Raw genomic sequence first — 21573 nt, forward strand, 5'->3', positions numbered from 1 at the left:
GGCCGAGGCTGCATACGTCAGGGCGTTGTCGTCAGCTCTCGGGCCGCAAATACATCATTCCCCACCGCAATTGCAACGCGCCTTGGAGTGCTAGCTCGGCCGCCTTTTCTCCCACTCTGACCCCGCGTTCCGGAGCGACCGCGGCAGCGTCCGGACCCGGTCCCGCCAAACGCGCCGTCAGGTTGGTCGTACAGCCGTTGAGAACCTTCCAGACGCTACCCACGAAAGCTGCCATGTCCGGGTCGCTCGCCTTGTCGACCGCGGCCGCCCATCGCCCTGCGGTCAGGACAACGGCCTCTTTCCGCAGGCTCCTGATCCACTGAATGACAGGTCCGCTGCTCGGTCCGAACACCGTGCCGTCCACACGGGTGTCGACGGGCAGCACCGGATGGATACCCGGGTGCCAGAGAGTCACGATGTTCCCGCAGTCCCCGATCGACTCCCGTACCGGGGGTTCGTCGGCGGACCGCCAAGGGACGTTGTCGAGAAGCACCACTTCCCGGTGCTTGTCCCGGATCGCCCGGAGCAGCCGGGCCTCGTCCTCGGGCAGCAGGAGCAGGGGGACCTGTCGTGCGACAGGAGGCATGAACTCATCTCCTCGGAAGGTGCGGGCCGGGGGTGGTGCGGGCCGTACTCCCGGTCCGCGCCACCCAGTCGCTTACTCGTCAAGCCAGGACCGACTCGCTCCACGGCTTCCTGCGCTTCGAAAGCATCAGGACAGGTCCCCCGAGCCACAAGTGGATGCCGACGGCATTGCCGAACCGGCATTCAGCGACTCGTCCCGGACCTCGCCCAAATGCTGCACCGTCGACGGCTTGCCGCGCATGCCGAAGGAGCTGCCCCGACTCGGCGGCCGCCGTGAGCGACGGCAGAGTCTCCGCGAGCCGGTCGGCGGCGGCCGGATCCCCGCGGTGCGCCTGTTCCATCAGCGCCGCGGCGGTTGCCGCGACACCCGAAAACTCTTCCGGCGGCGGGTGGGCGTGGCAGCCACGACGGGGAGGACGCCTCGGGCAGGGCCCTGCGCCATCCGCTCATCGGTCGCCTCCGTCCGCCGTCAAGGGGGTCGGCTGCCGATACGCGTCCCAGCACTCGACACCGGCCCGCCCCTGAGTCGCGACTCGGTGGCGTCTGGAGTGAAGACCAGGAAGGCTCGCGCGCATGGTCTCGGTATCGCAGAACGCGGCGATCGACTGTGCAGATGCCTACGAGCTGGCCCGGTTCTGGAGCAGGGTGACCGGCCGTCCGCTGCATCCCGGGGACAAACCGGGTGATCCGGAGACCCAGGTGTTGTTGGCGGAGGGCCCAGCGCTCTACTTCAACCAGGTGCCCGAGCCCAAGACGATCAAGAACCGGATCCATCTGTGTCTGCGCCCGGAGACCTCGCGTGAACAGGAGGTGGAACGGCTGCTGGGCCTCGGTGCCGCCCTTGTCGCCGATCTACGGAATCCCGATGGCTCCGGCTGGGCCGTCCTTGCCGACCCCGAGGGCGACGAGTTCCGCGTTCTGCGCAGCGCGGCGGAGCCGGCGGACGGCTGACCTGCCGCTCGGCCGTGCCGGCCGGATCCGGAGCCGGATGAGCAGGTTCCGGGCCTGCTGAGGTGCTGGGCCGGTACCTGCACGAGTACCGGCGTTCCGGTCCCTCCCGTCCCGGGAGCACGGTGTGCCGCTGCCGAGAGGCGAAGTCCCGCCGCGGGGAGCCGGAGAACGGCCGCCGCTGCTTCAAGCCCGCCCCGGAGGCGATCGCCGGGATCGCGTACCGGTGCCGAGCGTGTCGGCACGCTTTCTCCTGGACACGCGCGAACGGTGTCTGATCTTCTTACCGGCATGACACGGTTTCCCCGACTGCGATTAGCCATCACGGCCGTGACCGCTTCCGCACTGCTGGGCGGCCTCGCCTGTGCGGCCGGTGCCGTTGCCGGCGAAGAGGGCTCCACGAGCGTCGCTGCCGCCCGGACGGGCAGCACTTCCTCATCCGGTTCCGGGTCGGAACTGCGCAGAACGCTGCGGGAACTCGAGGAATCCTATGCGGGGCGGATCGGTGCGGTGGGCATCGACCTGGGGACCGGCCGCACGGTCGGCTACCGGGCCGACGAGCGCTTCCCCTTCAACTCCATGTTCAAGGTGTTCGCCTGCGCGGCGGTGCTGCACGAAGCACGCACCGGCAGGCCGGGGCTGATGGACGAAGTCGTGCGCTGGAAGCCCTCCGACATGACCGGCCTGACCGGGAACTCCCCCGAGACCACCGAGTACACCGACACGGGCATGACCCCGGCCCAGCTGTGCCGTGCCGGGGTCACCAAGTCCGACGGTTTCGCGGGCAACATGCTGCTGGAGCAGATCGGCGGGCCGCGCGGGCTGACCGACTTCTTCCGCGCCGTCGGCGACCGGGTGAGTCGCCTGGACCGGCCGGAACCCCGGCTGACCGAGTGGCAGCCCGGGGAGAAACGCGACACCACCACTCCCGCGGCCGCCGCACGGACTTTCGCCGAGCTCACCACCGGCTCGATCCTCCACACCCGGGACCGGGCCCGGCTGGTCGGATGGCTGAAGGCGAGCCTCACCGGCGCCGACCGGATCAAGGCAGGCATTCCCCCGGACTGGACGGTCGGCAACAAGACCGGCACCGGCGGCGCGAGCAACCACGGCACCGCCAACGACCTGGCGATCGTCTGGCCGCCCGGATCGAACGCGCCGATCGTGCTGGCGGTGTTCACCAACCGCACCCTCGATGACACCCCGCACGACGACAAAGTGATCGCGGCCACCGCGACCGCGCTGGCCGAGGCCCTCGGCAGGTTGTGACCTGCCGGGGCCGGCCGTCGGCACCGGTGCCGTACGCCGCTTGCCCGCGCGCACGATCGCCAGTGCCCGGGCGCGGTCGTACGCGGCCACGGCATGCGCGTGGCAGGTCCAGGGCTCCCCGCCCGCCCACGGCTCCAGCAGCCGGAAGCGCTCCAGCGCCTCGCTGCCCTTCCCGGCCAGGGGCAGGGCCGCGGCAGGCGATGCCGGACCAGGGGTGCGCGGGAGTCGTCGGCGGGCACCACGGCCAAGTTCGGCACAGCCCTCGCCGCGGGCGTGCCAGGCGCGGTGGAGCAGGGCCTGGACGTGGACGGCCGCCGCGTCGGGATCGCCGGGGCGCTCGGTGCGCCAGGCGTTCAGCCAGGCGTCCTCCTCCGGGACGATCCGGGCGAGGGAGGTCAGCAGATACCAGCGCCGGTCCCAGTCCTGGCCCGCCGCTGCGAGCAGAGCCGCGCCGGGCCGCCAGTCCCCCTCACGCGCGGCGAGCGTGGCGTCCGCCGCCTCCGGGGCGGCCGGGCCGTACCACGTGGCATCCAGCTCCTCGCGCGGCAGCAGACCGTACGCGGCGACGTCCATCCCGGCCGTTCCATTGCGGTTGACCCCAGCCGGGTGGCGGTGTCCCACAGGACCCGGGCGAGAACCGGGCGGCCCATGGCGATGGCCGTGTACTGGAGAAGGGGGGCATGGCGGTACGGTGTTCCCGAATCGGTGTATACGGGTGGCATGAGACATGCGAAATCCTACTCAAAAATGCCCGGCCCGCGCCGGAAGGCGGGACGTCCCACCTGCTCCCAGGTCTCGAAGTAGAGGTTCCTCCAATATCCCTGGGGGTCATCGAAGGCTTCGGGGTCGATTTCTCGAATCCGCCAGAGATACTTCTCGCTGACCGACCACAGAACCTCGTCGTCAGGGTCGATGGTCTCGGGCATCTCCGCAAGATGCTGCGCCGAGGGGGCCCCGAACAGTTCGACGTACCGAGCGATCTCGAGGTCGAGCACCCTGAGGAAAGAGGGAATGGAGTTGTTTACCAGTCGAGGCCGGCCGAAAGCTGTTCGCGGACTTACTTCGTCTGTCGGCGTTTCAGGGTGCGCCTGGAAAACGCGACCCGTCTCCGCCTCGACACCGAAGCAGCTGTACGCCCTGTCCGGATTCCAGAGGGACACCCTGCGAACGATTTCATAGAGAGGCTGAAGACCTTCGAAACGAAGAACAGGCTCCTCGCCCCGCTGAATGCAGGCCTTCTTCCATGAGGCGGCCACGGCCGGGATTCCTGCGGTTCGCAGCGCGTCTTCGGCCTCTGCAGGAAGGCGCCACTCGTCCACCTGCGCCCCGGCGATGACGCGATCAACAGATGACTGTGTCACTGTCTGGAACTCCTCGGACACGCCGCACGGGACGCCGTGGATCGACCGGACCGCCGTACACCGTGACCGTGTCCTCGATCGCTCGCAGCCTCGGCTCCGCCATCAGACCACCGACTTCCGGAACGGATCCGTCGGGATGATCGCCGCGTCGTCGAGGCGCTGCTCCAGCGCCTCGTGGCCGTGGCGCCTGCGGTACTCGATCTCGGCGGCGGTCACCGGCAGGGTCCACAGGATGCGGGCGTGGCCGCCACCGGGCAGGGGGCAGTGTTCGAGGTCCGGGCCGTGCATGTAGGGCAGGGTGACGAGCAGGTGGTCACAGCTCGAACCCGGCACCCACGGTTCACCGAGCGGCATGCTGTGCGCGAGGTCGAGCCGGTGCCCGCCGCAGTGGTAGTAGGCGGTCATCGCCATGAGCTGGAGGAACCGCTCGTCGCGGACGTGCGCGGTCATCACGAACTCCAGTCCGTGGCCGCCGCGCTGCATGACGTCCCGGCAGCCGACGGTCACGTAGGCCCAGGCGTCGCCGCGGGGGCCGGGCGCGACGACGAGGATGCGCAGGCGCGGCACCGTCTCCCGCCGTCCTGGTCCGAGGTCGTAGTCAACGGCCTCCACCTCATGCCCCGCGAAGAAATCCCGCACATGCGCCTCGACGGCCTCCGCGGCCGACCGCATCGCCTCACTGCTCACCGGGCCATCATCCCAGGGCCGTCTCGGCCCGGTTCACGTCCAGGAGATCGGGGTCCTGGCGGGCCAGTGCCTCTTCGAATGCGGGCCAGCCCCTCTCCTGGACGTACGCCGCCTCGGACGCGCCGATCGGGACGAGCCACGCGACGATCGTCTCGACGCCGTTCTCCAGGACGACGGAGGCGAAATCATCGTCGAAGTACACCGGGAGCGCGGCGTACAGAGCGGTCATCGTGCCGCCCGGGACGAGCGGCACGGGCAGGGGGATGACGTCCCCGCGCAGGAGCGCCTCCCCGCCGGCCACGAGACGCCCGGCGACCCACTCCAGGACGCCCGGCAGCGGGCCGGGGTCATCGCCGGGCACGGCCCGGCCGCACGCCAGCAGTTCCATGTGCTGGTGCCGGCCGGACACGCGCGAGGTCAGCGGCGTCTTGAACAGGCCGATCGTGGCGAAGGAGTGGACGCCCGGGAGGGCACCCCCGGTGAAGTATCCGATCCGCGGGGATCCCTCGGGCGCCTCTTCCCCGGGCGACCACGCCCCGGCGAGGCCGCCGAGGCGGGATTCGAGGTGGGTGATCAGGGCAGCCATCGTCGGGGATCGTCCGTTCTCTTGATCGGGAACGTATCTTCGCCGGCCCATGCTGCACGATCTGCTCCTCGACCGTCGCCGCGGGCCCTGCCGGGTCGCCTGCTCGCTCCTCCATGCGGCCCGCCGCGGCCCGGAACGTGTCCGCGTGCCGCCGCCCGCCGCTTGCCCGCCTTCACGATCGCCAGGGCGCGGGCACGGCCGTAGGCGACGACAGGGTTCGCGTGGTGGGTCCAGGGTCTCGGCGCCCTTTCCGGCCAGGGTGAGGGCGGCGGCGAGGCGGTGGCGGACCAGGGGTGCGCGGGGGTCGTCGGCGGGCACGGCGACCAGCGCGGCGCGGACGGCGTCCAGTTCGGGCTCGGGGTGGCGGCCGGCGAGGGGAACGGGGCCCTGGAGGGCGCGGCGGAACCCTCGTGCGGGAGGACGAGGCCGCGGGCCGCGGTGACCCAGGGGGCCGGGTCGTGGGGGACGGGGGTGGCGGCCGTCCGGGCTTCTTCGAAAGCGGCCGACAGGAGCTGCTGGAAGCGGGCCATCCGGTCGGCGGGGGTGTTCTTGGCCAAGCCCTCACCCCTTGCGTGCCAGGCGAGGCGGAGCAGGGCCCGGGCGAGGACGGGGAGGCCTGGGGCGATGGCGATGTACTGCAGGAGGGCCGGCATCGGCAGGTGGCGCTTTCGCATCCGTGCGCGAACGGGTACCCAGGCGGTCGTCCCGGGCAGCCGATCGCAGAGAGCACGCGGTCGGCCACCTTTCGGGCAGCGGTGTGGGCACCCCACCGGATCGATCCGGCGGAGCGCCCACCGTTGTTCACCGATTCCGAGGGGTCACCCGGATCGGCCCGATTCTCGGCGGGAGGCCGTCGGGGAGACCGGCTTCCGGTACGGATCCCGGAAATGGACTCCCGCTCGCTCCTGAGCATCGGCCAGCGCACCGGTCCCGTGCCGCGAGGCGTAGTCCAGCTCCGCGGGGAAGGCGGGAACGAGCATCAGGAACTCCACGTGCCTGCCATCGGCGAGCACCGTGCTCGTCGCCTCGCCCTCGAAGGGATCCGTGACCACGAAGCCGGCGAGTCCGGTCCCCGGCCAGAGCGGCCCCGGCGCCCGGTAGATGTTCCGCGCCGCGAGGGCCCTGCCCGAGCGCGCGGCGTAGATCCCCGCCTGGGCGATCGACTCGGCGATGTCGTCGCACCCGGGACCGCGCGACAGGAAGAACTCCTGCCGGTGCTTTCCGTCCGCGCCCGGCACCGGGACGTCGCAGGCGCCCGAGGTGCGGTAGAAGGTCAGCCCGTCCTCCCCCTCGCCTCCGACCCACTTCAGGATCCGGATGTCGTGACCGTCCCGGGTCCGGAACGACGCCTCGCGCAGCGGTTCACCCCACTCGCGGATGAAGAACTCCGCGGGACTGGACGGGAGATCTGTCATGGTGCTCCTCCGCATGGCCGACGAGTTCCTGCCGGCCGCCCTGGGGCCACCATGTCGTGCTTCTTCCTCGCGCAGCTCGGCGGTTCGGTGTCCTGGACGCCGCCCACGGCCCGTCAGCCGCCGCACTGCCGCAGCATCACCCGCTTGTCCGGCTCGGTGACCGGCATCTCGTACTTGAGGGCGACCTGGGCGAACCGGACCGCGTAGGCGCACCTGATCCGCCTGTCGGGCGGCAGCCAGGACGCGGGCCCGGCATCGCCCTTGGCCGAATTGGTGCGCCCGTCGACCGGGATCAGGTTGAGCACGTCGTTGGCGAGCTGCTCGCGCCTGCTCTCCGGCCAGCGCGACGACCCCATCTGCCAGCTGTACGACAGCGGCACCACGTGGTCTATCTGCACCTCGGACGCCTCCTGCTTGCGCCACTCGATGGTCGTCCCGGTGTACGGGTCGTCCAGCGTCATGGCGACGACCACGCAGTCCGAACCGGAACGGAAGCGGAGGTCTCGGCCATCGCGCCGGATGAGGTCGTTGCGGGTGTCGCACCCGTTCCTCGCCAGCGGCACCCCGTCGGCCGTGTCCATCCACGCGTAGCCGAACTCGTCGCGGTCGTAGCCCGTCCTCGGCCCTCGCCCCTTCGTGGGCAGCTTCCCGATGAGCTCGCGGGCCTCCGCCCGGTCCGCGTCCGTCGTCACGGGCGCGAGCCCCGGCTTCGTGCCGTCCGGGTTCTCCAGCGGGCTGACCGCCCGCCCGTCCGGCGCGGCCGACCCGGATCCCGCGGAGGGGCCGTCCGCGCCGAGTCCTTCGCATCCCGAGACCAGGAGCGCGGCGGCTGCCAGCGCCGTCGCGGCGCGGCGGAAGCGCGCGTTCCCTGCTCCCCTGTCCCTGCCGTGTCCCTCATCGAGCAAAGCTCACCGCTCCCTGCGTAGGCTGCGCGAACGCCTCAATCATCCGAGATCGTCCGGCGGAACGCGGAGAGGGTGCGGTGCCACGGCAGGCCTCGGCGGGCATACGGCGCATACCGGGCGTATCGTCTGTTCTGAGTCACTCCGGAAGGAGTTCTGGATGGGCATCTTCGACAAGATCAAGAGTCAGGTCCGGGACAAGGCCAAGCGTGCGTCCGAAGCCGCCGGACAGCGGTCCGACGAACGGACCGGCGGCACGTACGAGGACCGGATCGACACGGGCCGGCAGCGGGCGGAGGGCTCGTTCGGCATGGACCGCGACCGTGAACGACGCGACAGGCCGGAGGAGCCGTAGGGCCCGCGGGCCCGGCGGATCCACGGAGCCGGCCGGCCGGGGACCGGACCGGCGCCGGACACGCGCCCCCTCGGACCCGTGTCCGGCGCGGCCGGACACGGCCTGGCCGGACACGACGCGGCCGGGCACGGCGTGGTCGGCCGGCGTCCGAACCACTGCGCACACCGAGGCCGCCCGCGGACGCCCGAGCCCGCGGGCGGCCTCGCGTGTCCCCGCGTCCGCGTGTCCGCGAACGGCCGGGCTTGACCCTGACACCGGCGTCAGGGTCGGACGATCCCCGCATGAAGAACCCGCACCCCGCGATCGGGACCGGAACCGCGACGCCCCGCGTCGTCCTCGTCACCGGCGCCGGCACCGGCATAGGCCGTGCCACCGCCCACGCCTTCGCCGCCGAGGGCGCCCACGTCGTGGCCGTCGGCCGCCGCACGGCGCCCCTCGCCCAGACCGCCGCCCGGGACGCGTCCCGCATCACCCCGCTCGCCCTGGACATCACGGCACCCGACGGGCCCGGGACGGCCGTCCGCACGGCGCTGGAGCTCCACGGCCGGATCGACGTCCTGGTCAACAACGCCGCGATCGTCACCACCGAGTCCCTGCGCACGTACACGCGCGCGTCGATGGAGTCCCTGCTCGCCACGAACCTGTACGCGCCGGTCCTGCTCACCCAGGCCGCGCTCCCGGCCCTGGAGGACAGCCGGGGCGTCGTCGTGAACGTGACGACGTCCGTGGCGCAGCGCGCCTGGCCCGGCGACTCCCTGTACGCGGCCGGAAAGGCGGCCCTGGAGGTGCTCACCCGCAGCTGGGCCGTGGAACTCGCCCCCCGCGGCATCCGCGTCGCCGCCGTGGCCCCCGGAGCGGTCGAGACGCCGATCGGCGAACACGCCGGCCGCACACCGGAGCAGCTTGCCGCGATCCGCGCGTGGCAGCTCGACCACACCCCGCTCGGCCGGCTGGGCCGGCCCGAGGAGGTCGCCTGGGCGATCACCCGGCTCGCCTCGCCGCAGGCCTCGTTCGTGACGGGCGTGATCCTCCCGGTGGACGGCGGCGCGGTCGTCGCATGAGACTGGTCCGCGTGGAGAGCCACGGCGAGGACGGTGGGAAGGAGCGGCCCGGCGGCCGCGGGAACGGCCAGGCGGGGCCCCGCGGAAGCGAGGACCGCGCGGAGGCGCGCACGGGGCCGGGAACCCGTGGCGGTCCGCCCCGCGGGGAGCCTTCCCGCGGGGCCGACCGGGCGGAACCGCCCCGCGGGAAGGACCGGGCGGAACCGCCCCGCATGCGGATCGGTGAGCTGGCCGAGGCGACCGGCACGACGCCCCGCGCCCTGCGCCACTACGAACAGGCGGGGCTGATCGTCTCCGAGCGCGCCGCGAACGGCTACCGGCTCTACGCCCCCCGTACGGCCGTCCGCGTCCGCAACATCCGGCTCCTGCTGGACACGGGGCTCACCCTGGACGACGTACGGGTGTTCCTGTCCTGCCTGGACGGCGACGTCACCGCGGCGCCCGCCTCCGACCGGGCGCTGGAGGTCGCCGCCGAGCGGCTGGCCGTGATGGACGCGCGGATCGCCGCCCAGCTGGCGGTCCGCGACCGGCTGGCGGCGGCCCTGCGCCGGGCCCGCCGCTCCCGCCCGGACCTTCGGGCGCGCCAGGATCCCGGGCCCCGGCAGACCGCCGAGGCCCGCGTGCGGCCGGTGGCCTGACGCACCCGCGCCCGGGCCCGGCTCACGACCCCAGGACCGACGTCAGGAACTCCCCGGTCCAGGCGAGCAGTTCCCGCCCGACCACCGGCTTGCCGCCCACCTTCGCCGTCTTCGGGCGCGGCACCAGCACCTGGTGCGCCGACGGCTTGACGACGGTCCCGGGGTACAGCCGCTTGACCCTGAGCTCCTGCGACTCGCGCAGGTCCACCGGCGCGAAGCGGACGTTGGCGCCCTGCAGGACGATCTCGCCGACGCCGCACGCGCGCGCGAGCATCCGCAGGCCCGCGACCAGCAGCAGGTTCTCCACCGGCTCGGGCAGCTTGCCGTAGCGGTCGACGAGTTCCTCGCGTACGGCCTTGATGTCCTCCTCGCTGTTGGCGGAGGCGATGGCGCGGTACGCCTGGAGCCGCAGCCGCTCGCCGGGGGCGTAGTCGTGCGGGACGTGCGCGTCGACGGGGAGCTCGATCTTGACCTCCAGCGGCGCCTCCTCCTCGATCTCGCCCGTCTCCAGCTGGCGCCGGTAGTCGGCGACGGCCTCGCCGACCATCCGCACGTACAGGTCGAAGCCGACGCCCGCGATGTGGCCGGACTGTTCGCCGCCGAGCAGGTTGCCCGCGCCGCGGATCTCCAGGTCCTTCATCGCGACGTACATGCCCGCGCCCATCTCCGTGTGCTGGGCGATGGTGGCCAGGCGCTCGTGGGCGGTCTCCGTCAGCGGCTTCTCCGGCGGGTAGAGGAAGTAGGCGTAGCCGCGCTCGCGGCCCCGGCCCACCCGGCCGCGCAGCTGGTGCAGCTGCGACAGGCCGAAGGTGTCGCCACGCTCGACGATCAGGGTGTTGGCGTTGGAGATGTCGATGCCGGACTCGACGATCGTCGTCGACACCAGCACGTCGAACTTCTTCTCCCAGAAGTCGACGACGACCTTCTCCAGCGCCGCCTCCGACATCTGGCCGTGGGCGGTGGCGATGCGCGCCTCGGGCACGATCTGCCGCAGCCGGGCCGCCGCCCGGTCGATGGACTCGACCCGGTTGTGGATGTAGAAGACCTGGCCCTCGCGCAGCAGTTCGCGGCGGATCGCCGCGCCGATCTGCTTCTCCTCGTACGGGCCGACGAAGGTGAGCACCGGGTGGCGCTCCTCCGGCGGGGTGGTGATCGTGGACATCTCGCGGATGCCGGTGACCGCCATCTCCAGGGTGCGCGGGATCGGCGTCGCGGACATGGTCAGCACGTCGACGTTGGCCCGCAGCTTCTTCAGCTGCTCCTTGTGCTCGACGCCGAAGCGCTGCTCCTCGTCGACGATGACCAGGCCCAGGTCCTTGAACTTGGTCTCGGAGGAGAACAGGCGGTGGGTGCCGATGACGACGTCCACCGTGCCGTCGCGCAGCCCCTCCAGCACCGCCTTGGCCTCGGTGTCGGTCTGGAAGCGGGACAGCGCCTTCACGGTCACCGGGAACTGCGCGTACCGCTCGGAGAACGTGCCGAAGTGCTGCTGCACCAGCAGCGTCGTCGGCACGAGCACGGCCACCTGCTTGCCGTCCTGCACGGCCTTGAAGGCGGCCCGCACCGCGATCTCGGTCTTGCCGTAGCCGACGTCGCCGCAGATCAGGCGGTCCATCGGGACCGACTTCTCCATGTCCTCCTTGACCTCGGCGATCGTGGTGAGCTGGTCGGGGGTCTCCGCGTAGGGGAAGGCGTCCTCCAGCTCGCGCTGCCAGGGCGTGTCGGGGGAGAAGGCGTGGCCGGGCGCCGCCATGCGCGCGCTGTACAGCTTGATCAGGTCGGCGGCGATCTCCTTGACCGCCTTCTTCGCGCGGGCCTTGGTCTTGGTCCAGTCGGCGCCGCCCAGCCGGTGCAGGGTGGGGGCCTCGCCGCCGACGTACTTGGTGATCTGCTCCAGCTGGTCGGTGGGGATGTAGAGGCGGTCGCCGGGCTGGCCGCGCTTGGCGGGGGCGTACTCCACGACCAGGTACTCGCGGGTCGCGCCCTGCACGGTGCGCTGCACCATCTCGATGTAGCGGCCCACGCCGTGCTGCTCGTGGACGATGTGGTCGCCCGGCTCCAGGGTGAGCGGGTCGATGGTCTTGCGGCGCCGGGCCGGCATCCGGGCGCCGTCCCGGCCGGCGGCCTTCTGGCCGGACAGGTCGGTCTCGGTGAGCACGGCGATCCTGAGCACCGGGTCGACGAAGCCGTGGTCGATGCAGCCGCAGGCGACGTGCACGACGGACGGGGAGATCTCGCCGAGGTCCGTGTCCAGGCGGGCCGCGACGCCCTCGCCGCCGAGCACCTCGACCGTGCGGGCGGCCGGGCCGTGGCCCTCGGTGACGAAGACCGTGCGCCAGCCGTCGGCGAGCCAGCCCTTGGTGTCGGCCAGCGCGCGGGCGGTGTCGCCGCGGTAGGCCTCCGGCGCGCGCATGCCGAGCTTGAGCGTGTCGGCCTCCTCCAGGGCGTCGGCGGCGAACGGTGACACCGACCACCACATCATGCCCAGTTCGCCGGCCCGGTCCCGGACGTCCGCGAGGGACCACAGGGAGGCCGCGCCGACGTCGATGGGCGCCTCGCCGCCGCCCGCGGTGGCCGCCCAGGAGGCCTGGAGGAACTCCTGGCTGGTGGCCACGAGGTCGGCGGCCCGCGTCCGCACCCGCTCCGGGTCGCACACGACGGCCATGGAGCCCTGGGGCAGCACGTCGAGCAGCAGCTCCATCTCGTCGACGAGGACGGGCGCCAGGGACTCCATGCCCTCCACCGCGATCCCCTCGGCGATCTTGCCGAGCAGCTCGCCCAGCTCGGGGTGGTCCTCGGCGAGCGCACGCGCGCGGGCGCGGACGTCCTCGGTGAGCAGCAGCTCGCGGCAGGGCGGTGCCCACAGGCCGTGCTCGGCGACCTCCAGGGAGCGCTGGTCGGCGACCTTGAAGTAGCGGATCTCCTCGACGTCGTCGCCCCAGAACTCGATGCGCAGGGGGTGTTCCTCGGTGGGCGGGAAGACGTCCAGGATGCCGCCGCGCACGGCGAACTCGCCGCGCTTCTCGACCAGCTCCACACGCGTGTACGCGGCGGCGGCGAGGGCGTTCACCACGTCGTCCAGGTCGGCGTTCTGGCCGGTCCGCAGGGAGACCGGTTCCAGGTCGCCGAGGCCCTTGACCTGCGGCTGCAGCACGGACCGCACGGGTGCGACGACGACGGAGACCGGGCCGGCCCCGGGGTCGTCGGCGCTGGGGTGGGCCAGGCGGCGCAGCACGGCCAGGCGGCGGCCGACGGTGTCGCTGCGGGGGCTGAGGCGCTCGTGCGGGAGGGTCTCCCAGGAGGGGTACTCCACGACCCCCTCCGGGGGCAGCAGGGAGCGCAGGGCGGCGGCCAGGTCCTCCGCCTCGCGTCCCGTCGCCGTCACCGCCAGCACGGGGCGGCCGGTCTCCCGGGCGAGGGCCGCGACCGTGAAGGGGCGGGCCGCCGGGGGGCCGACCAGGTCGACGTGCATGCGGTTGCCGTCCGCGGCGGCCTTGACCGCTTCCGCGAGGGCGGCGTCCTTGACGACGGCGTCGAGCAGACCGTGCAGGCTCATGGGGGGCGGCTTTCGTCCGGGGGTGGGCAACACGACGGGCCCGACGCGTGCGACGGGCCGGGGGTCTCCAGCGTACGACGGTGCGGCGCCGTGCACGGGGGGCTGTGGACAACGCCGGTTCCTGCGGTGGCTGGTGAGGCGCCGTGACCGGCGCGGTGCCGTGGCCGGCGGGGCGGCCGGCGCCGCGGGGCTCCGCCTCCCGGGGACCCGCCGCCCCGCACGCCGGCGGCCCGGTGCCGGGAAGCCGCTGCGGCTTCCCGGCACCGGGCCGGAACGGCCCCCGTGGGGCGGCTACTCGGTGGCGATCGCGTTCAGCACGTTCATCCGCCCCGCGCGGAACGCCGGGATCAGGGCCGCGAACAGGCCCACGAAGGCCGAGGCGACGAAGACGCCGGTGATCGTCGGCCAGGGGATGTCGAGGACGTTCAGGCCCTCCAGGGCGAGCAGCTGCTGCGCGGTGGCGCCCCAGGCCATGCCCAGGCCGAGGCCCAGCAGGGCGCCGAAGAGGGCGATGACGACGGACTCCATGCGGATCATGCGGCGCAGCTGGCGGCGGGAGAGGCCGATCGCGCGCAGCAGGCCGATCTCCCGGGTCCGCTCGACCACCGACAGGGCCAGGGTGTTCACCACGCCGAGCACCGCGACGACGATCGCGAGGGCGAGCAGGCCGTAGACCATGTTCAGCAGCTGGCCGATCTGGTCCTTCAGGGCTTCCTTGTAGTCGGTCTGGTCGCGGACGGTGTACTGCGGGTAGTCGTCCAGCGCGGCCTTCAGGTCCCGGTACGCGGCGTCCTGCCGTCCCTCCTCCGCCGAGGCGAAGAGCAGCACGTCCAGCGGCATCTTCCCGGCCGGCACGTACTCGGCGACCGTGGCGATCGAGGCGTACATCGCGCCCTTGTCGATCACCACGTCGTCGCTGGTGATCGCGCGGACGGTGAGCGTGGCGGTGCGGCCGTCCCGGAAGTCGACCTTCACCTGGGAGCCGACGGTCAGTCCGTGTTCCTCGGCGAAGCCCTCGAAGACGGACATCGAGTCCGGGCGGTAGGCGTCGGCGAGGTCGCCCGCGACGGTCTCGGTGCGCAGGTCCTCGACGTACGTCGGGTCGGCCGCGTTGATCGTCTCGCCCTTCGAGGTCTTCCCGTCGGGCGTGGTCAGGTCGGCGTCGAGCACCTTGTACTCGGTGACCCGCTCCAGGCCCGGCGTGTTCCTGGCCGCCTCGACGACCTGCGGAGTGATCAGCTGGCCGCTGTCGGACTGGACGATGAAGTCGGTGCCGACCGTTTTGTCGAGCTGGTCCGTGGCCGAGGCGACCATTGAGGAGCCGACCACCGACAGGCAGGCCACCAGTGCCAGGCCGATCATCAGGGCCGCTCCGGTGGCGCCGGTGCGGCGCGGGTTGCGCAGCGCGTTGCGCTCGGCCATGCGGCCCACGGGGCCGAAGACCCGCAGCAGGACCGCGCCGAGGACCCGCACCACGCCGCTCGCCAGCACCGGGCCGACGACGACGAAGCCGAGCAGGGACAGCACCACGCCCAGGCCCAGCCACAGGGAGCCGTCCGCGGCCCTGTCGGCGGCCCCCGCCAGGTACAGGGCGCCGGCGCCGGCGCCGGTGAGAAGCAGGCCGACGGCGCCCCGCACCCGGCCGGCCCTGCCGTCCGCCGGGGTCCCGGCGTCGCGCAGCGCGGCCATCGGGGAGATCCTCCCGGCCCGCCGCGCGGGCAGGTAGGCGGCCAGCACGGTGACGACGACGCCCAGGACCAGGCCGGTCACCGGGGTCGTCCAGGCGATGGTGAGGTCGTCCGTGGACAGCTCCATGCCCATCAGGCCCATGAGGTTCATCAGCCCGACCGCGAGCCCGACGCCCGCGCCGACGCCGAGCACCGAGCCGACGACGCCGAGCAGCAGCGCCTCGGCCAGCACCGAGCGGTTGACCTGCTTGCGGGAGGAGCCGATGGCCCGCATCAGGCCGATCTCGCGGGTGCGCTGGGCGACCAGCATGGAGAAGGTGTTGACGATCAGGAAGATGCCGACGAGGAAGGCGATCCCGGCGAAGCCGAGCATCGCGTACTTCATGACGTTCATGAAGTCCTCGACGCTCTTCCGGTTGGCCTCCGCGGTCTCCTCGGCGGTCTGCACCTTGTAGCCGCCGCCGAGTTCGGCCAGGACGTTCTTCTTCAGCTGCGCGTCGCTGACGCCGGCCGCGGCGGTGACGTTGACGTTGGTGTAGACGCCGCTGCCGCCGACCAGGGTCCGCTGCGCGGTCCTCGTGTCCAGGTAGAAGACCGCCGCGCCGGGGTTGGTGACGGTGAACTCGGCGATGCCGGAGATCCTCGCCGTGTGCGTGCCGACGACGCTGATCACGCCGATCTCGTCGCCGAGCTCCAGGCCGTGCTTGTCGGCGGTGTCGGCGTCGACCATGATCTGGTCCGGGCCCTCGGGCGCCGCACCGGAGGTGATCTCCATGGTGCGGGCGTCGGTGCCGTTCCAGCTGCCGACGATGGTCGGGCCGCCGTTGGTGGGCGACAGGTTGTCCCGGTCGCCGTCGACGACGGTCACCGAGGTGGAGAACACCGTGCCCTCGGCCGACTTCACCCCGTCCGCCCCGCGCACCTCGTCGAGCACGGAGGCCGGTATCACCGGCGGCTTGCCGTCGTCGGAGGTCGTCTCCCCCGTGTCGGAGGCGCCCTTGGCGCTCACCGTGACGTCCGACGAGGTGGCCGCGAACAGCTTGTCGAACGTGGTGCTCATCGTGTCGGTGAACACCAGCGTGCCGCACACGAACGCCACCGACAGCAGCACGGCCACCGCCGACAGCGCCATGCGGCCCTTGTGCGCGAGGAAGTTGCGCATCGAGGTCTTCAGCACGGTCATGACGTGCGCCCCCGCGCGTCGAAGTCCTTCATGCGGTCCAGGACCTGATCGGCCGTCGGCTGGTGCATCTCGTCGACGATGCGGCCGTCGGCGAGGTACAGCACGCGGTCGGCGTAGGAGGCGGCGACCGGGTCGTGGGTGACCATGACGATCGTCTGGCCCAGCTCGTCGACCGAGCGGCGCAGGAAGCCCAGCACCTCGGCGCCCGCGCGGGAGTCGAGGTTGCCGGTCGGCTCGTCCCCGAAGATGATCTCGGGCCGGGCGGCGAGCGCCCGCGCCACCGCGACCCGCTGCTGCTGGCCGCCCGACAGCTGCGTCGGCCGGTGCTTGAGCCGCCCGGCGAGCCCGACCGTCTCCACCACCCGCTCCAGCCACTGCCGGTCCGGCTTGCGGCCCGCTATGTCCATGGGCAGCGTGATGTTCTCCAGCGCGTTCAGCGTCGGCAGCAGGTTGAACGCCTGGAAGATGAACCCGATCCGGTCCCGGCGCAGCCGGGTGAGCTTCTTGTCCTTCAGCCCGGTGATCTCGGTCTCGTCGAGGTAGATCTTCCCGGACGTCACGGTGTCGAGCCCGGCCAGGCAGTGCATCAGGGTGGACTTGCCGGACCCCGAGGGTCCCATGATCGCGGTGAACCGGCCCCGGTCGATGTCCACGTCGACGTGGTCGAGGGCGACGACCCGGGTCTCCCCGGCCCCGTACGCCTTCACGACCTGCCGGGCTCGCGCGGCAACGGCCGTACGCTCTCCCGTACCCCCGTGCCTGGTGATGGTCACGGCCGATGTCATGGCATGTCTCCTATGTCGGTCGTCAAGTCGGTCGCCGGTGCCCGGCGTCGAGCGGTCGTGCTCAGCGGTGTCGAAAGAAGCGCGACGAAAAGCGGTGCGTCCCCGAGTCTGGCCGTCGCCGGGGGTCCGGCGCGCTGGTGCCCGGCGCACTCTTGTGCCGGGGGAAAACCCCACCCCATCGGTACGGTCCACCGCCCCCGCCGGTGTGAAGCCAGGTTAAGGACGCCCCCGTCCCCCGCTCGTCCTCCGCCGGTACGAACCCTCCCCGAGCCGTGGTGCGGAGGAACCCCTAGGGGCGGTACACCCTTCGGCGGAGCGCCTCTCGGGGTCGCTCTCCTCCTCCGGTCGCACCCGGCCCCGCTCTCCCGCCGCGCCGGGCCCGGGTGGGAAGCTGTGCGCGGCAGACAGGTGTACGGGGAAAGCGGGGCCCGCGACGGGTCCGAGGAGGAGGGGATCCGGGTGGGCGGCACCAGACCCGCGCTGCGCGACACCGCGCGCCCCGCCACGGCCGGCCGGCGCGGCGCCGTCGTCGCCGCCCTGATGCTGGCGATGGCGCTGGCGGCGCTGGACTCCACCGTCGTCTCCACCGCCGTCCCGCAGATCGTCGGCGACCTCGGCGGCTTCTCCGTCTTCTCCTGGCTGTTCTCCGGCTACCTGCTGGCCGTCACCGTCACCCTCCCCGTCTACGGCAAGCTCTCCGACACCTTCGGCCGCAAACCGGTGCTGATCGCGGGCGCCGCCCTGTTCCTCCTCGGCTCCCTGCTGTGCGCGCTCGCCTGGAACATGGCCGCGCTCATCGCCTTCCGCGTCGTGCAGGGCCTGGGCGGCGGCGCCCTGCAGGGCACGGTGCAGACGCTCGCCGCCGACCTGTACCCGCTCAAGGAGCGCCCGAAGATCCAGGCGAAGCTGTCCACGGTGTGGGCGGTGTCCGCGGTCGCCGGCCCGGGCCTGGGCGGAGTGCTTGCCGCGTACGCCGACTGGCGCTGGATCTTCCTGGTCAACCTGCCGGTCGGGGCTCTCGCCCTGTGGCTGATCGCCCGGTACCTGCACGAGCCGCAGCGGGAGGACACCGGCCCGCGCCCGCGCATCGACTGGGCGGGCGCGCTCGCGGTCTTCGCCTGCGGCGGCGTACTGCTCACCGCCCTGGTGCAGGGCGGGGTGGCGTGGCCGTGGCTGTCGGCGCCCTCCCTCGCCCTGTTCGGCGCGGGACTCCTGCTGGCGGGGGTCGTGGCCGTGGTGGAACGCCGGGCGGCGGAACCGATCATCCCGGGGTGGGTGTGGCGGCGCCGCACGATCGCCGCGGTGAACCTCGCCCTGGGCGCGCTGGGCCTGCTGATGGTGGCCCCGACGGTGTTCCTGCCCACCTACGCCCAGGCGGTGCTGGGCCTGGCCCCCGTGGCCGCCGGTTTCGTGCTGTCCGTCTGGACGCTCAGCTGGCCGGTGTCGGCGGCGCTGAGCCAGCACGTGTACCGCAGGATCGGCTTCCGCGACACGGCCGTGCTGGGCATCGGCACGGCCGCGCTGATCCTGTGCGCGTTCCCCTTCCTGCCCTACCCGGGCGAGGCCTGGCAGCCGGCCCTGCTGATGCTGCTGCTCGGCGCCGCCCTCGGCCTGTTCCAGCTCCCGCTGATCGTCGGCGTCCAGTCGACGGTGGGCTGGTCCGAGCGCGGCACGGCGACCGCGTCCGTCCTCTTCTGCCGCCAGACCGGCCAGACGGTCGGGGCCGCGGTGTTCGGCGCCGTCGCCAACGGGGTGCTGGCGGCACGGCTGGGCGGCGCGGGCGACCTCGACGCGGTGACGCGGGCGCTGGACGCGGGCGCCGCGTCCGAGACCACCCGGCGGGCCGTCGCCGACGCCGTGCACGCGGTCTACCTGGGCGCGGCCGGCGCGGCGGTGCTGGCCTTCGCGGTGCTGCTGGTGCTGGCGCCGCGGAGATTCCCGGTGCTGGCGGACTGAGGCGGTCCTGGAGCGCGACGCCTTCACCGCCGTGGCCCGCCTCACCGCCGACGGCCGCCCCGGCCCCGGCCGGGGCCGGGCCCACGGGGCGCGTCAGCGACGGCGCCGCCTCACAGCAGCCCGTCCCACATCTGCTCCAGCAGCACCGACCACCAGCTCTCCGGCGACCCGAGCGCCGCCGGGTCCAGCGCGGCCAGCTGGGCCTGGAAGTCGACGGTCCAGCGGCCCGCCTGCTCCTGGTTCAGCCCGTACCTCAGGCGCCACATCCGGCCGAGCAGCGCCAGGCAGCGCGCGAACTCCGGCAGCCCGGTGTTCACGAACTGCGGCGGTACGGGCGCCCCGCCCGGCCCCGCCTCCACCGGCACGGCGACGATGTTCGCGGTGCCGTACTGCACGCAGATCGCCTTGCCGAAGTCGCTGCCCACCACCAGGTACGAGCCCGCGTCCGGGGCCGGCTGCACCCCGCGCTCGGCCGCCAGCTCCGCCAGCGTCGGCACCGGCCGCCCCGGCTGGGCCTGCGCCCAGAAGAACGGGCCCATGTCCAGCGGCAGCCCCGCCACCACCAGCGTGTGCGCCACGACCGGCGGCACGCCCTGCCGGTCCACCGCGGCCTGCTCGAACCGGAAGATCCCCGGCCCGAACGCCGCCCCCAGCTCCTGCGCGACGCCCTCCGGCGGAACCGGCGGCGCGGGCGGCACCGGCGGCAGCGGCGCGCGCACCGGCGCCGGCCGCGCCGGGCCGTCCGCCACCTGGTGCAGCTCGCCCTGGTGGGCGAGGAGCTGCTGCATGCCCTGGCGCCGGCCCGCGTGGTCCGTGCCGTACGGCGCGATGGACGTGATCCGCGCCTGCGGCCACTGCTCCCGGATCATCCGGGCGCAGTACGCGCCCGGCAGCTCGCACGACTCCAGCTCCGTGTGCAGCTCCAGCACCTGGTCCGGCGGCACGTTCATCGCCCGCAGCTCGTGGAAGATCTGCCACTCCGGGTGCGGCATGCCCGGCGCCGAACGCCGGATCAGCTGCTGCTCGGACCCGTCCTGCGCCCGGTAGCGCAGCACGGCCTGATAGCCGGGGCCGACGGTCGGCCGCCCGGCGGGCTGCTGCGGATACCCGTACGCCGGCGGCTGCCCGGGCACGGGCGCGCCCGGCGGCGGCACGGCACCGGGCGGCACGCCGGGAGCTCCCGGCGGAGGCGGCGTACGGGGCGCGCCCGGCGGCTGCGGCGGCGGGGGCACACCGGGGCCGCCGGCCGGGGGCGCGGCCAGCACCGTCTCGGCGTGGTGCACGGCACCGGGGGCACCGGGCGGCTGCGGCGGCGCACCCGGCACGCTCGGCGCACCCGGCGGATTCGGCGCACCCGGCGGAGGCGGCCCACCCGCAGACTGCGGCGCACCCGGCGGATTCGGCGCACCGGGCGTCCCCGGAGCTCCCGGCGCGCCGGGAGCAGCCGGCGGCTGCGGCGCGCCCGCCCCGCCCGTCCCCTCGGGGCCGTCGGCTCCCAGCGCCGACACGAGCTGCGTCGGCACGTACCCGCCCGCCGGCGTCCCCGGCGTCCCCGGCGCTCCCGGACCGGAGGGCGCGGACGTGCCGCCGGGACGCGCCCCCGGCGTACCCGGCACGTTCGGCGCACCCGGCACGTTCGGCGCACCCGGCGGCTGCGGCGCACCCGGCGGAGGCGGCGGCGCCGCCTTGCCGGTCGCGGCGTCGGCGCTGTCCCTGGCGCTCGACGCGTCCGGCCGCCCCGGCACCCGCGGAGCACCCGGCGGCGTACCGGGCCCCTGCGGATACCCGTACCCGGGCGGCGGCGTGCTCCCCTGCGGCGCACCCGCCGCGGGGGCCGTGCCGCCCGGCGCAGGCGCCGTCGGCGGGAGCCGGCTGCCGCCCTCCATCGACGCCGTCCCGGCGTCCGGCGACACCGCGGGCGGCGGCGCCCCGACGTCGGCGGCGCTCAGCGGCGGCGCGAACACCGTCTCGGGCAGCGGTACGGAACGCTCCTCGCCCGCGTCCGCGGTCGTGTCCGTCCCGGCGGACGGCGGCGCCCCGGCGGGCGCCCCCGCGCCCGCACCGGAGCCGTCCGCGTCATCGCCCCCGGCGGCCGGCCACGCCACGCCGCCGCCGGGCGCGGCGGGCGCCCCCGACGCCACGGCGCCGGACCCGGCGGCGGCCTCCTCGGCCCCCGCCCCGGACTCCCCGCCCGGGCCGTCGCCCCGCCGGTCCGCGATCCCCAGCCGGTCCGCCGCCTCCTGCAGCCACTCCGGCGGACTCAGCAGGAACGACGTCTGGTTCAGATCCACCCGCGCCGCGGGCGCCGGCGCCGGGGAGTCCACGGCGTCCGGGCGGCCGTACTCCTCCTCGTAGCGGCGGATCACCTCGCCCACCGGCAGCGCGGGCCACAGCGTCGCCTCACCGCTGTCCCGCGCGATCACCAGCCGCTGCGCGCCCCCGTCCGAACGCGGCCCGTCCGCCCGGTCCTCCGCCCAGACCACGAACCCCAGCTCGAACTCCCGCACCCGCACCTCACGGTGCTGGTACGCCGGCACGTCCCCGTTGATCCACTCCTCCGCGCGCTCCTGCGCCTGCGCGAACGTCACCATCGCCAGC

General features: G+C 73.5%; 16 protein-coding genes. 6 read left to right on the plus strand and 10 right to left on the minus strand.

The genetic code is table 11. The features are described from left to right. Positions 1-31: 31 nt before the first annotated feature. Positions 32-586 carry a hypothetical protein gene (locus tag ABD363_RS19865; protein ID WP_344605404.1) on the minus strand — a complete coding sequence of 185 codons (555 nt, stop codon included), beginning with the start codon at positions 584-586 and terminating at the stop codon, positions 32-34. A gap of 572 nt (positions 587-1158) precedes the next feature. Between ABD363_RS19865 and ABD363_RS19870 the strand changes: the two genes are divergently transcribed. Next, the gene (locus ABD363_RS19870) at positions 1159-1536 is read left to right on the plus strand and encodes a VOC family protein (RefSeq protein ID WP_344605406.1); all 378 of its coding nucleotides are present in this window, start codon (positions 1159-1161) and stop codon (positions 1534-1536) included. 288 nt (positions 1537-1824) lie between these two features. After that, positions 1825-2802, plus strand: coding sequence for a class A beta-lactamase (gene bla / locus ABD363_RS19875; protein ID WP_344605408.1), 978 nt, complete (start codon positions 1825-1827; stop codon positions 2800-2802). Positions 2803-3539: 737 nt separating this feature from the next. Here bla and ABD363_RS19880 read toward each other — a convergent pair. The 5 genes from ABD363_RS19880 to ABD363_RS19900 form a co-directional block, all read right to left on the minus strand. Then, positions 3540-4184, minus strand: coding sequence for an SUKH-4 family immunity protein (locus tag ABD363_RS19880; RefSeq protein WP_344605410.1), 645 nt, complete (start codon positions 4182-4184; stop codon positions 3540-3542). Between the two features lie 81 nt (positions 4185-4265). Beyond that, positions 4266-4850: a suppressor of fused domain protein gene (locus ABD363_RS19885; protein WP_344605412.1), complete on the minus strand. Its 585-nt coding sequence runs from the start codon at positions 4848-4850 to the stop codon at positions 4266-4268. 7 nt (positions 4851-4857) lie between these two features. Next, on the minus strand, positions 4858-5436 hold the full coding sequence (locus ABD363_RS19890) for a suppressor of fused domain protein (RefSeq protein ID WP_344605413.1): 579 nt from the start codon (positions 5434-5436) through the stop codon (positions 4858-4860). Between the two features lie 818 nt (positions 5437-6254). Continuing rightward, positions 6255-6851 (minus strand): suppressor of fused domain protein, encoded by a 597-nt coding sequence (locus ABD363_RS19895; protein ID WP_344605415.1) that lies wholly within the window; start codon positions 6849-6851, stop codon positions 6255-6257. Between the two features lie 113 nt (positions 6852-6964). Continuing rightward, a complete protein-coding gene (locus ABD363_RS19900; RefSeq protein ID WP_344605487.1) occupies positions 6965-7687 on the minus strand; it encodes an HNH endonuclease family protein in 723 nt (240 codons plus the stop codon). 226 nt (positions 7688-7913) lie between these two features. Between ABD363_RS19900 and ABD363_RS19905 the strand changes: the two genes are divergently transcribed. The 3 genes from ABD363_RS19905 to ABD363_RS19915 all read left to right on the plus strand — a co-directional run bounded on the left by ABD363_RS19905 (position 7914) and on the right by ABD363_RS19915 (position 9807). Continuing rightward, a complete protein-coding gene (locus ABD363_RS19905) occupies positions 7914-8108 on the plus strand; it encodes an antitoxin (RefSeq protein WP_344605417.1) in 195 nt (64 codons plus the stop codon). Between the two features lie 281 nt (positions 8109-8389). Beyond that, positions 8390-9169 carry an SDR family NAD(P)-dependent oxidoreductase gene (locus ABD363_RS19910; protein WP_344605419.1) on the plus strand — a complete coding sequence of 260 codons (780 nt, stop codon included), beginning with the start codon at positions 8390-8392 and terminating at the stop codon, positions 9167-9169. A gap of 212 nt (positions 9170-9381) precedes the next feature. Next, positions 9382-9807 (plus strand): MerR family transcriptional regulator, encoded by a 426-nt coding sequence (locus tag ABD363_RS19915; protein WP_344605421.1) that lies wholly within the window; start codon positions 9382-9384, stop codon positions 9805-9807. A 22-nt stretch (positions 9808-9829) separates the two neighbouring features. Here ABD363_RS19915 and mfd read toward each other — a convergent pair whose 3' ends face one another. The 3 genes from mfd to ABD363_RS19930 all read right to left on the minus strand — a co-directional run bounded on the left by mfd (position 9830) and on the right by ABD363_RS19930 (position 17019). Next, positions 9830-13363, minus strand: coding sequence for a transcription-repair coupling factor (mfd, locus tag ABD363_RS19920; protein ID WP_344605423.1), 3534 nt, complete (start codon positions 13361-13363; stop codon positions 9830-9832). A gap of 291 nt (positions 13364-13654) precedes the next feature. Further along, complete coding sequence (locus tag ABD363_RS19925) at positions 13655-16234, minus strand: ABC transporter permease (protein WP_344605425.1); 2580 nt, start codon at positions 16232-16234, stop codon at positions 13655-13657. Continuing rightward, the gene (locus ABD363_RS19930; RefSeq protein WP_344605427.1) at positions 16231-17019 is read right to left on the minus strand and encodes an ABC transporter ATP-binding protein; all 789 of its coding nucleotides are present in this window, start codon (positions 17017-17019) and stop codon (positions 16231-16233) included. Before ABD363_RS19930 ends, ABD363_RS19925 begins: the two co-directional genes overlap by 4 nt. A gap of 459 nt (positions 17020-17478) precedes the next feature. Here ABD363_RS19930 and ABD363_RS19935 point away from each other — a divergent pair, with 459 nt between their 5' ends. Then, positions 17479-18975: an MFS transporter gene (locus ABD363_RS19935; RefSeq protein ID WP_344605429.1), complete on the plus strand. Its 1497-nt coding sequence runs from the start codon at positions 17479-17481 to the stop codon at positions 18973-18975. A 110-nt stretch (positions 18976-19085) separates the two neighbouring features. Here the strand turns inward: ABD363_RS19935 and ABD363_RS19940 are convergent, their stop codons facing one another. Continuing rightward, positions 19086-21566 (minus strand): SUKH-4 family immunity protein, encoded by a 2481-nt coding sequence (locus ABD363_RS19940; protein ID WP_344605431.1) that lies wholly within the window; start codon positions 21564-21566, stop codon positions 19086-19088. Positions 21567-21573 lie beyond the last annotated feature (7 nt).

Source organism: Streptomyces glaucus, assembly GCF_039533365.1.
GTDB classification, from domain to species: Bacteria; Actinomycetota; Actinomycetes; order Streptomycetales; family Streptomycetaceae; genus Streptomyces; species Streptomyces glaucus.

What these genes read in the sequence shown, in the direction of transcription:
- ABD363_RS19870 (WP_344605406.1), top strand. Translation starts at nt 1,159, where the DNA reads ATGGTCTCGGTATCGCAGAACGCGGCGATCGACTGTGCAGATGCCTAC.
- ABD363_RS19930 (WP_344605427.1), bottom strand. Translation starts at nt 17,019, where the DNA reads ATGACATCGGCCGTGACCATCACCAGGCACGGGGGTACGGGAGAGCGT.
- ABD363_RS19890 (WP_344605413.1), bottom strand. Translation starts at nt 5,436, where the DNA reads ATGGCTGCCCTGATCACCCACCTCGAATCCCGCCTCGGCGGCCTCGCC.
- ABD363_RS19865 (WP_344605404.1), bottom strand. Translation starts at nt 586, where the DNA reads ATGCCTCCTGTCGCACGACAGGTCCCCCTGCTCCTGCTGCCCGAGGAC.
- ABD363_RS19895 (WP_344605415.1), bottom strand. Translation starts at nt 6,851, where the DNA reads ATGACAGATCTCCCGTCCAGTCCCGCGGAGTTCTTCATCCGCGAGTGG.
- mfd (WP_344605423.1), bottom strand. Translation starts at nt 13,363, where the DNA reads ATGAGCCTGCACGGTCTGCTCGACGCCGTCGTCAAGGACGCCGCCCTC.
- ABD363_RS19925 (WP_344605425.1), bottom strand. Translation starts at nt 16,234, where the DNA reads ATGACCGTGCTGAAGACCTCGATGCGCAACTTCCTCGCGCACAAGGGC.
- ABD363_RS19910 (WP_344605419.1), top strand. Translation starts at nt 8,390, where the DNA reads ATGAAGAACCCGCACCCCGCGATCGGGACCGGAACCGCGACGCCCCGC.
- ABD363_RS19940 (WP_344605431.1), bottom strand. Translation starts at nt 21,566, where the DNA reads ATGGTGACGTTCGCGCAGGCGCAGGAGCGCGCGGAGGAGTGGATCAAC.
- ABD363_RS19905 (WP_344605417.1), top strand. Translation starts at nt 7,914, where the DNA reads ATGGGCATCTTCGACAAGATCAAGAGTCAGGTCCGGGACAAGGCCAAG.
- bla (WP_344605408.1), top strand. Translation starts at nt 1,825, where the DNA reads ATGACACGGTTTCCCCGACTGCGATTAGCCATCACGGCCGTGACCGCT.
- ABD363_RS19915 (WP_344605421.1), top strand. Translation starts at nt 9,382, where the DNA reads ATGCGGATCGGTGAGCTGGCCGAGGCGACCGGCACGACGCCCCGCGCC.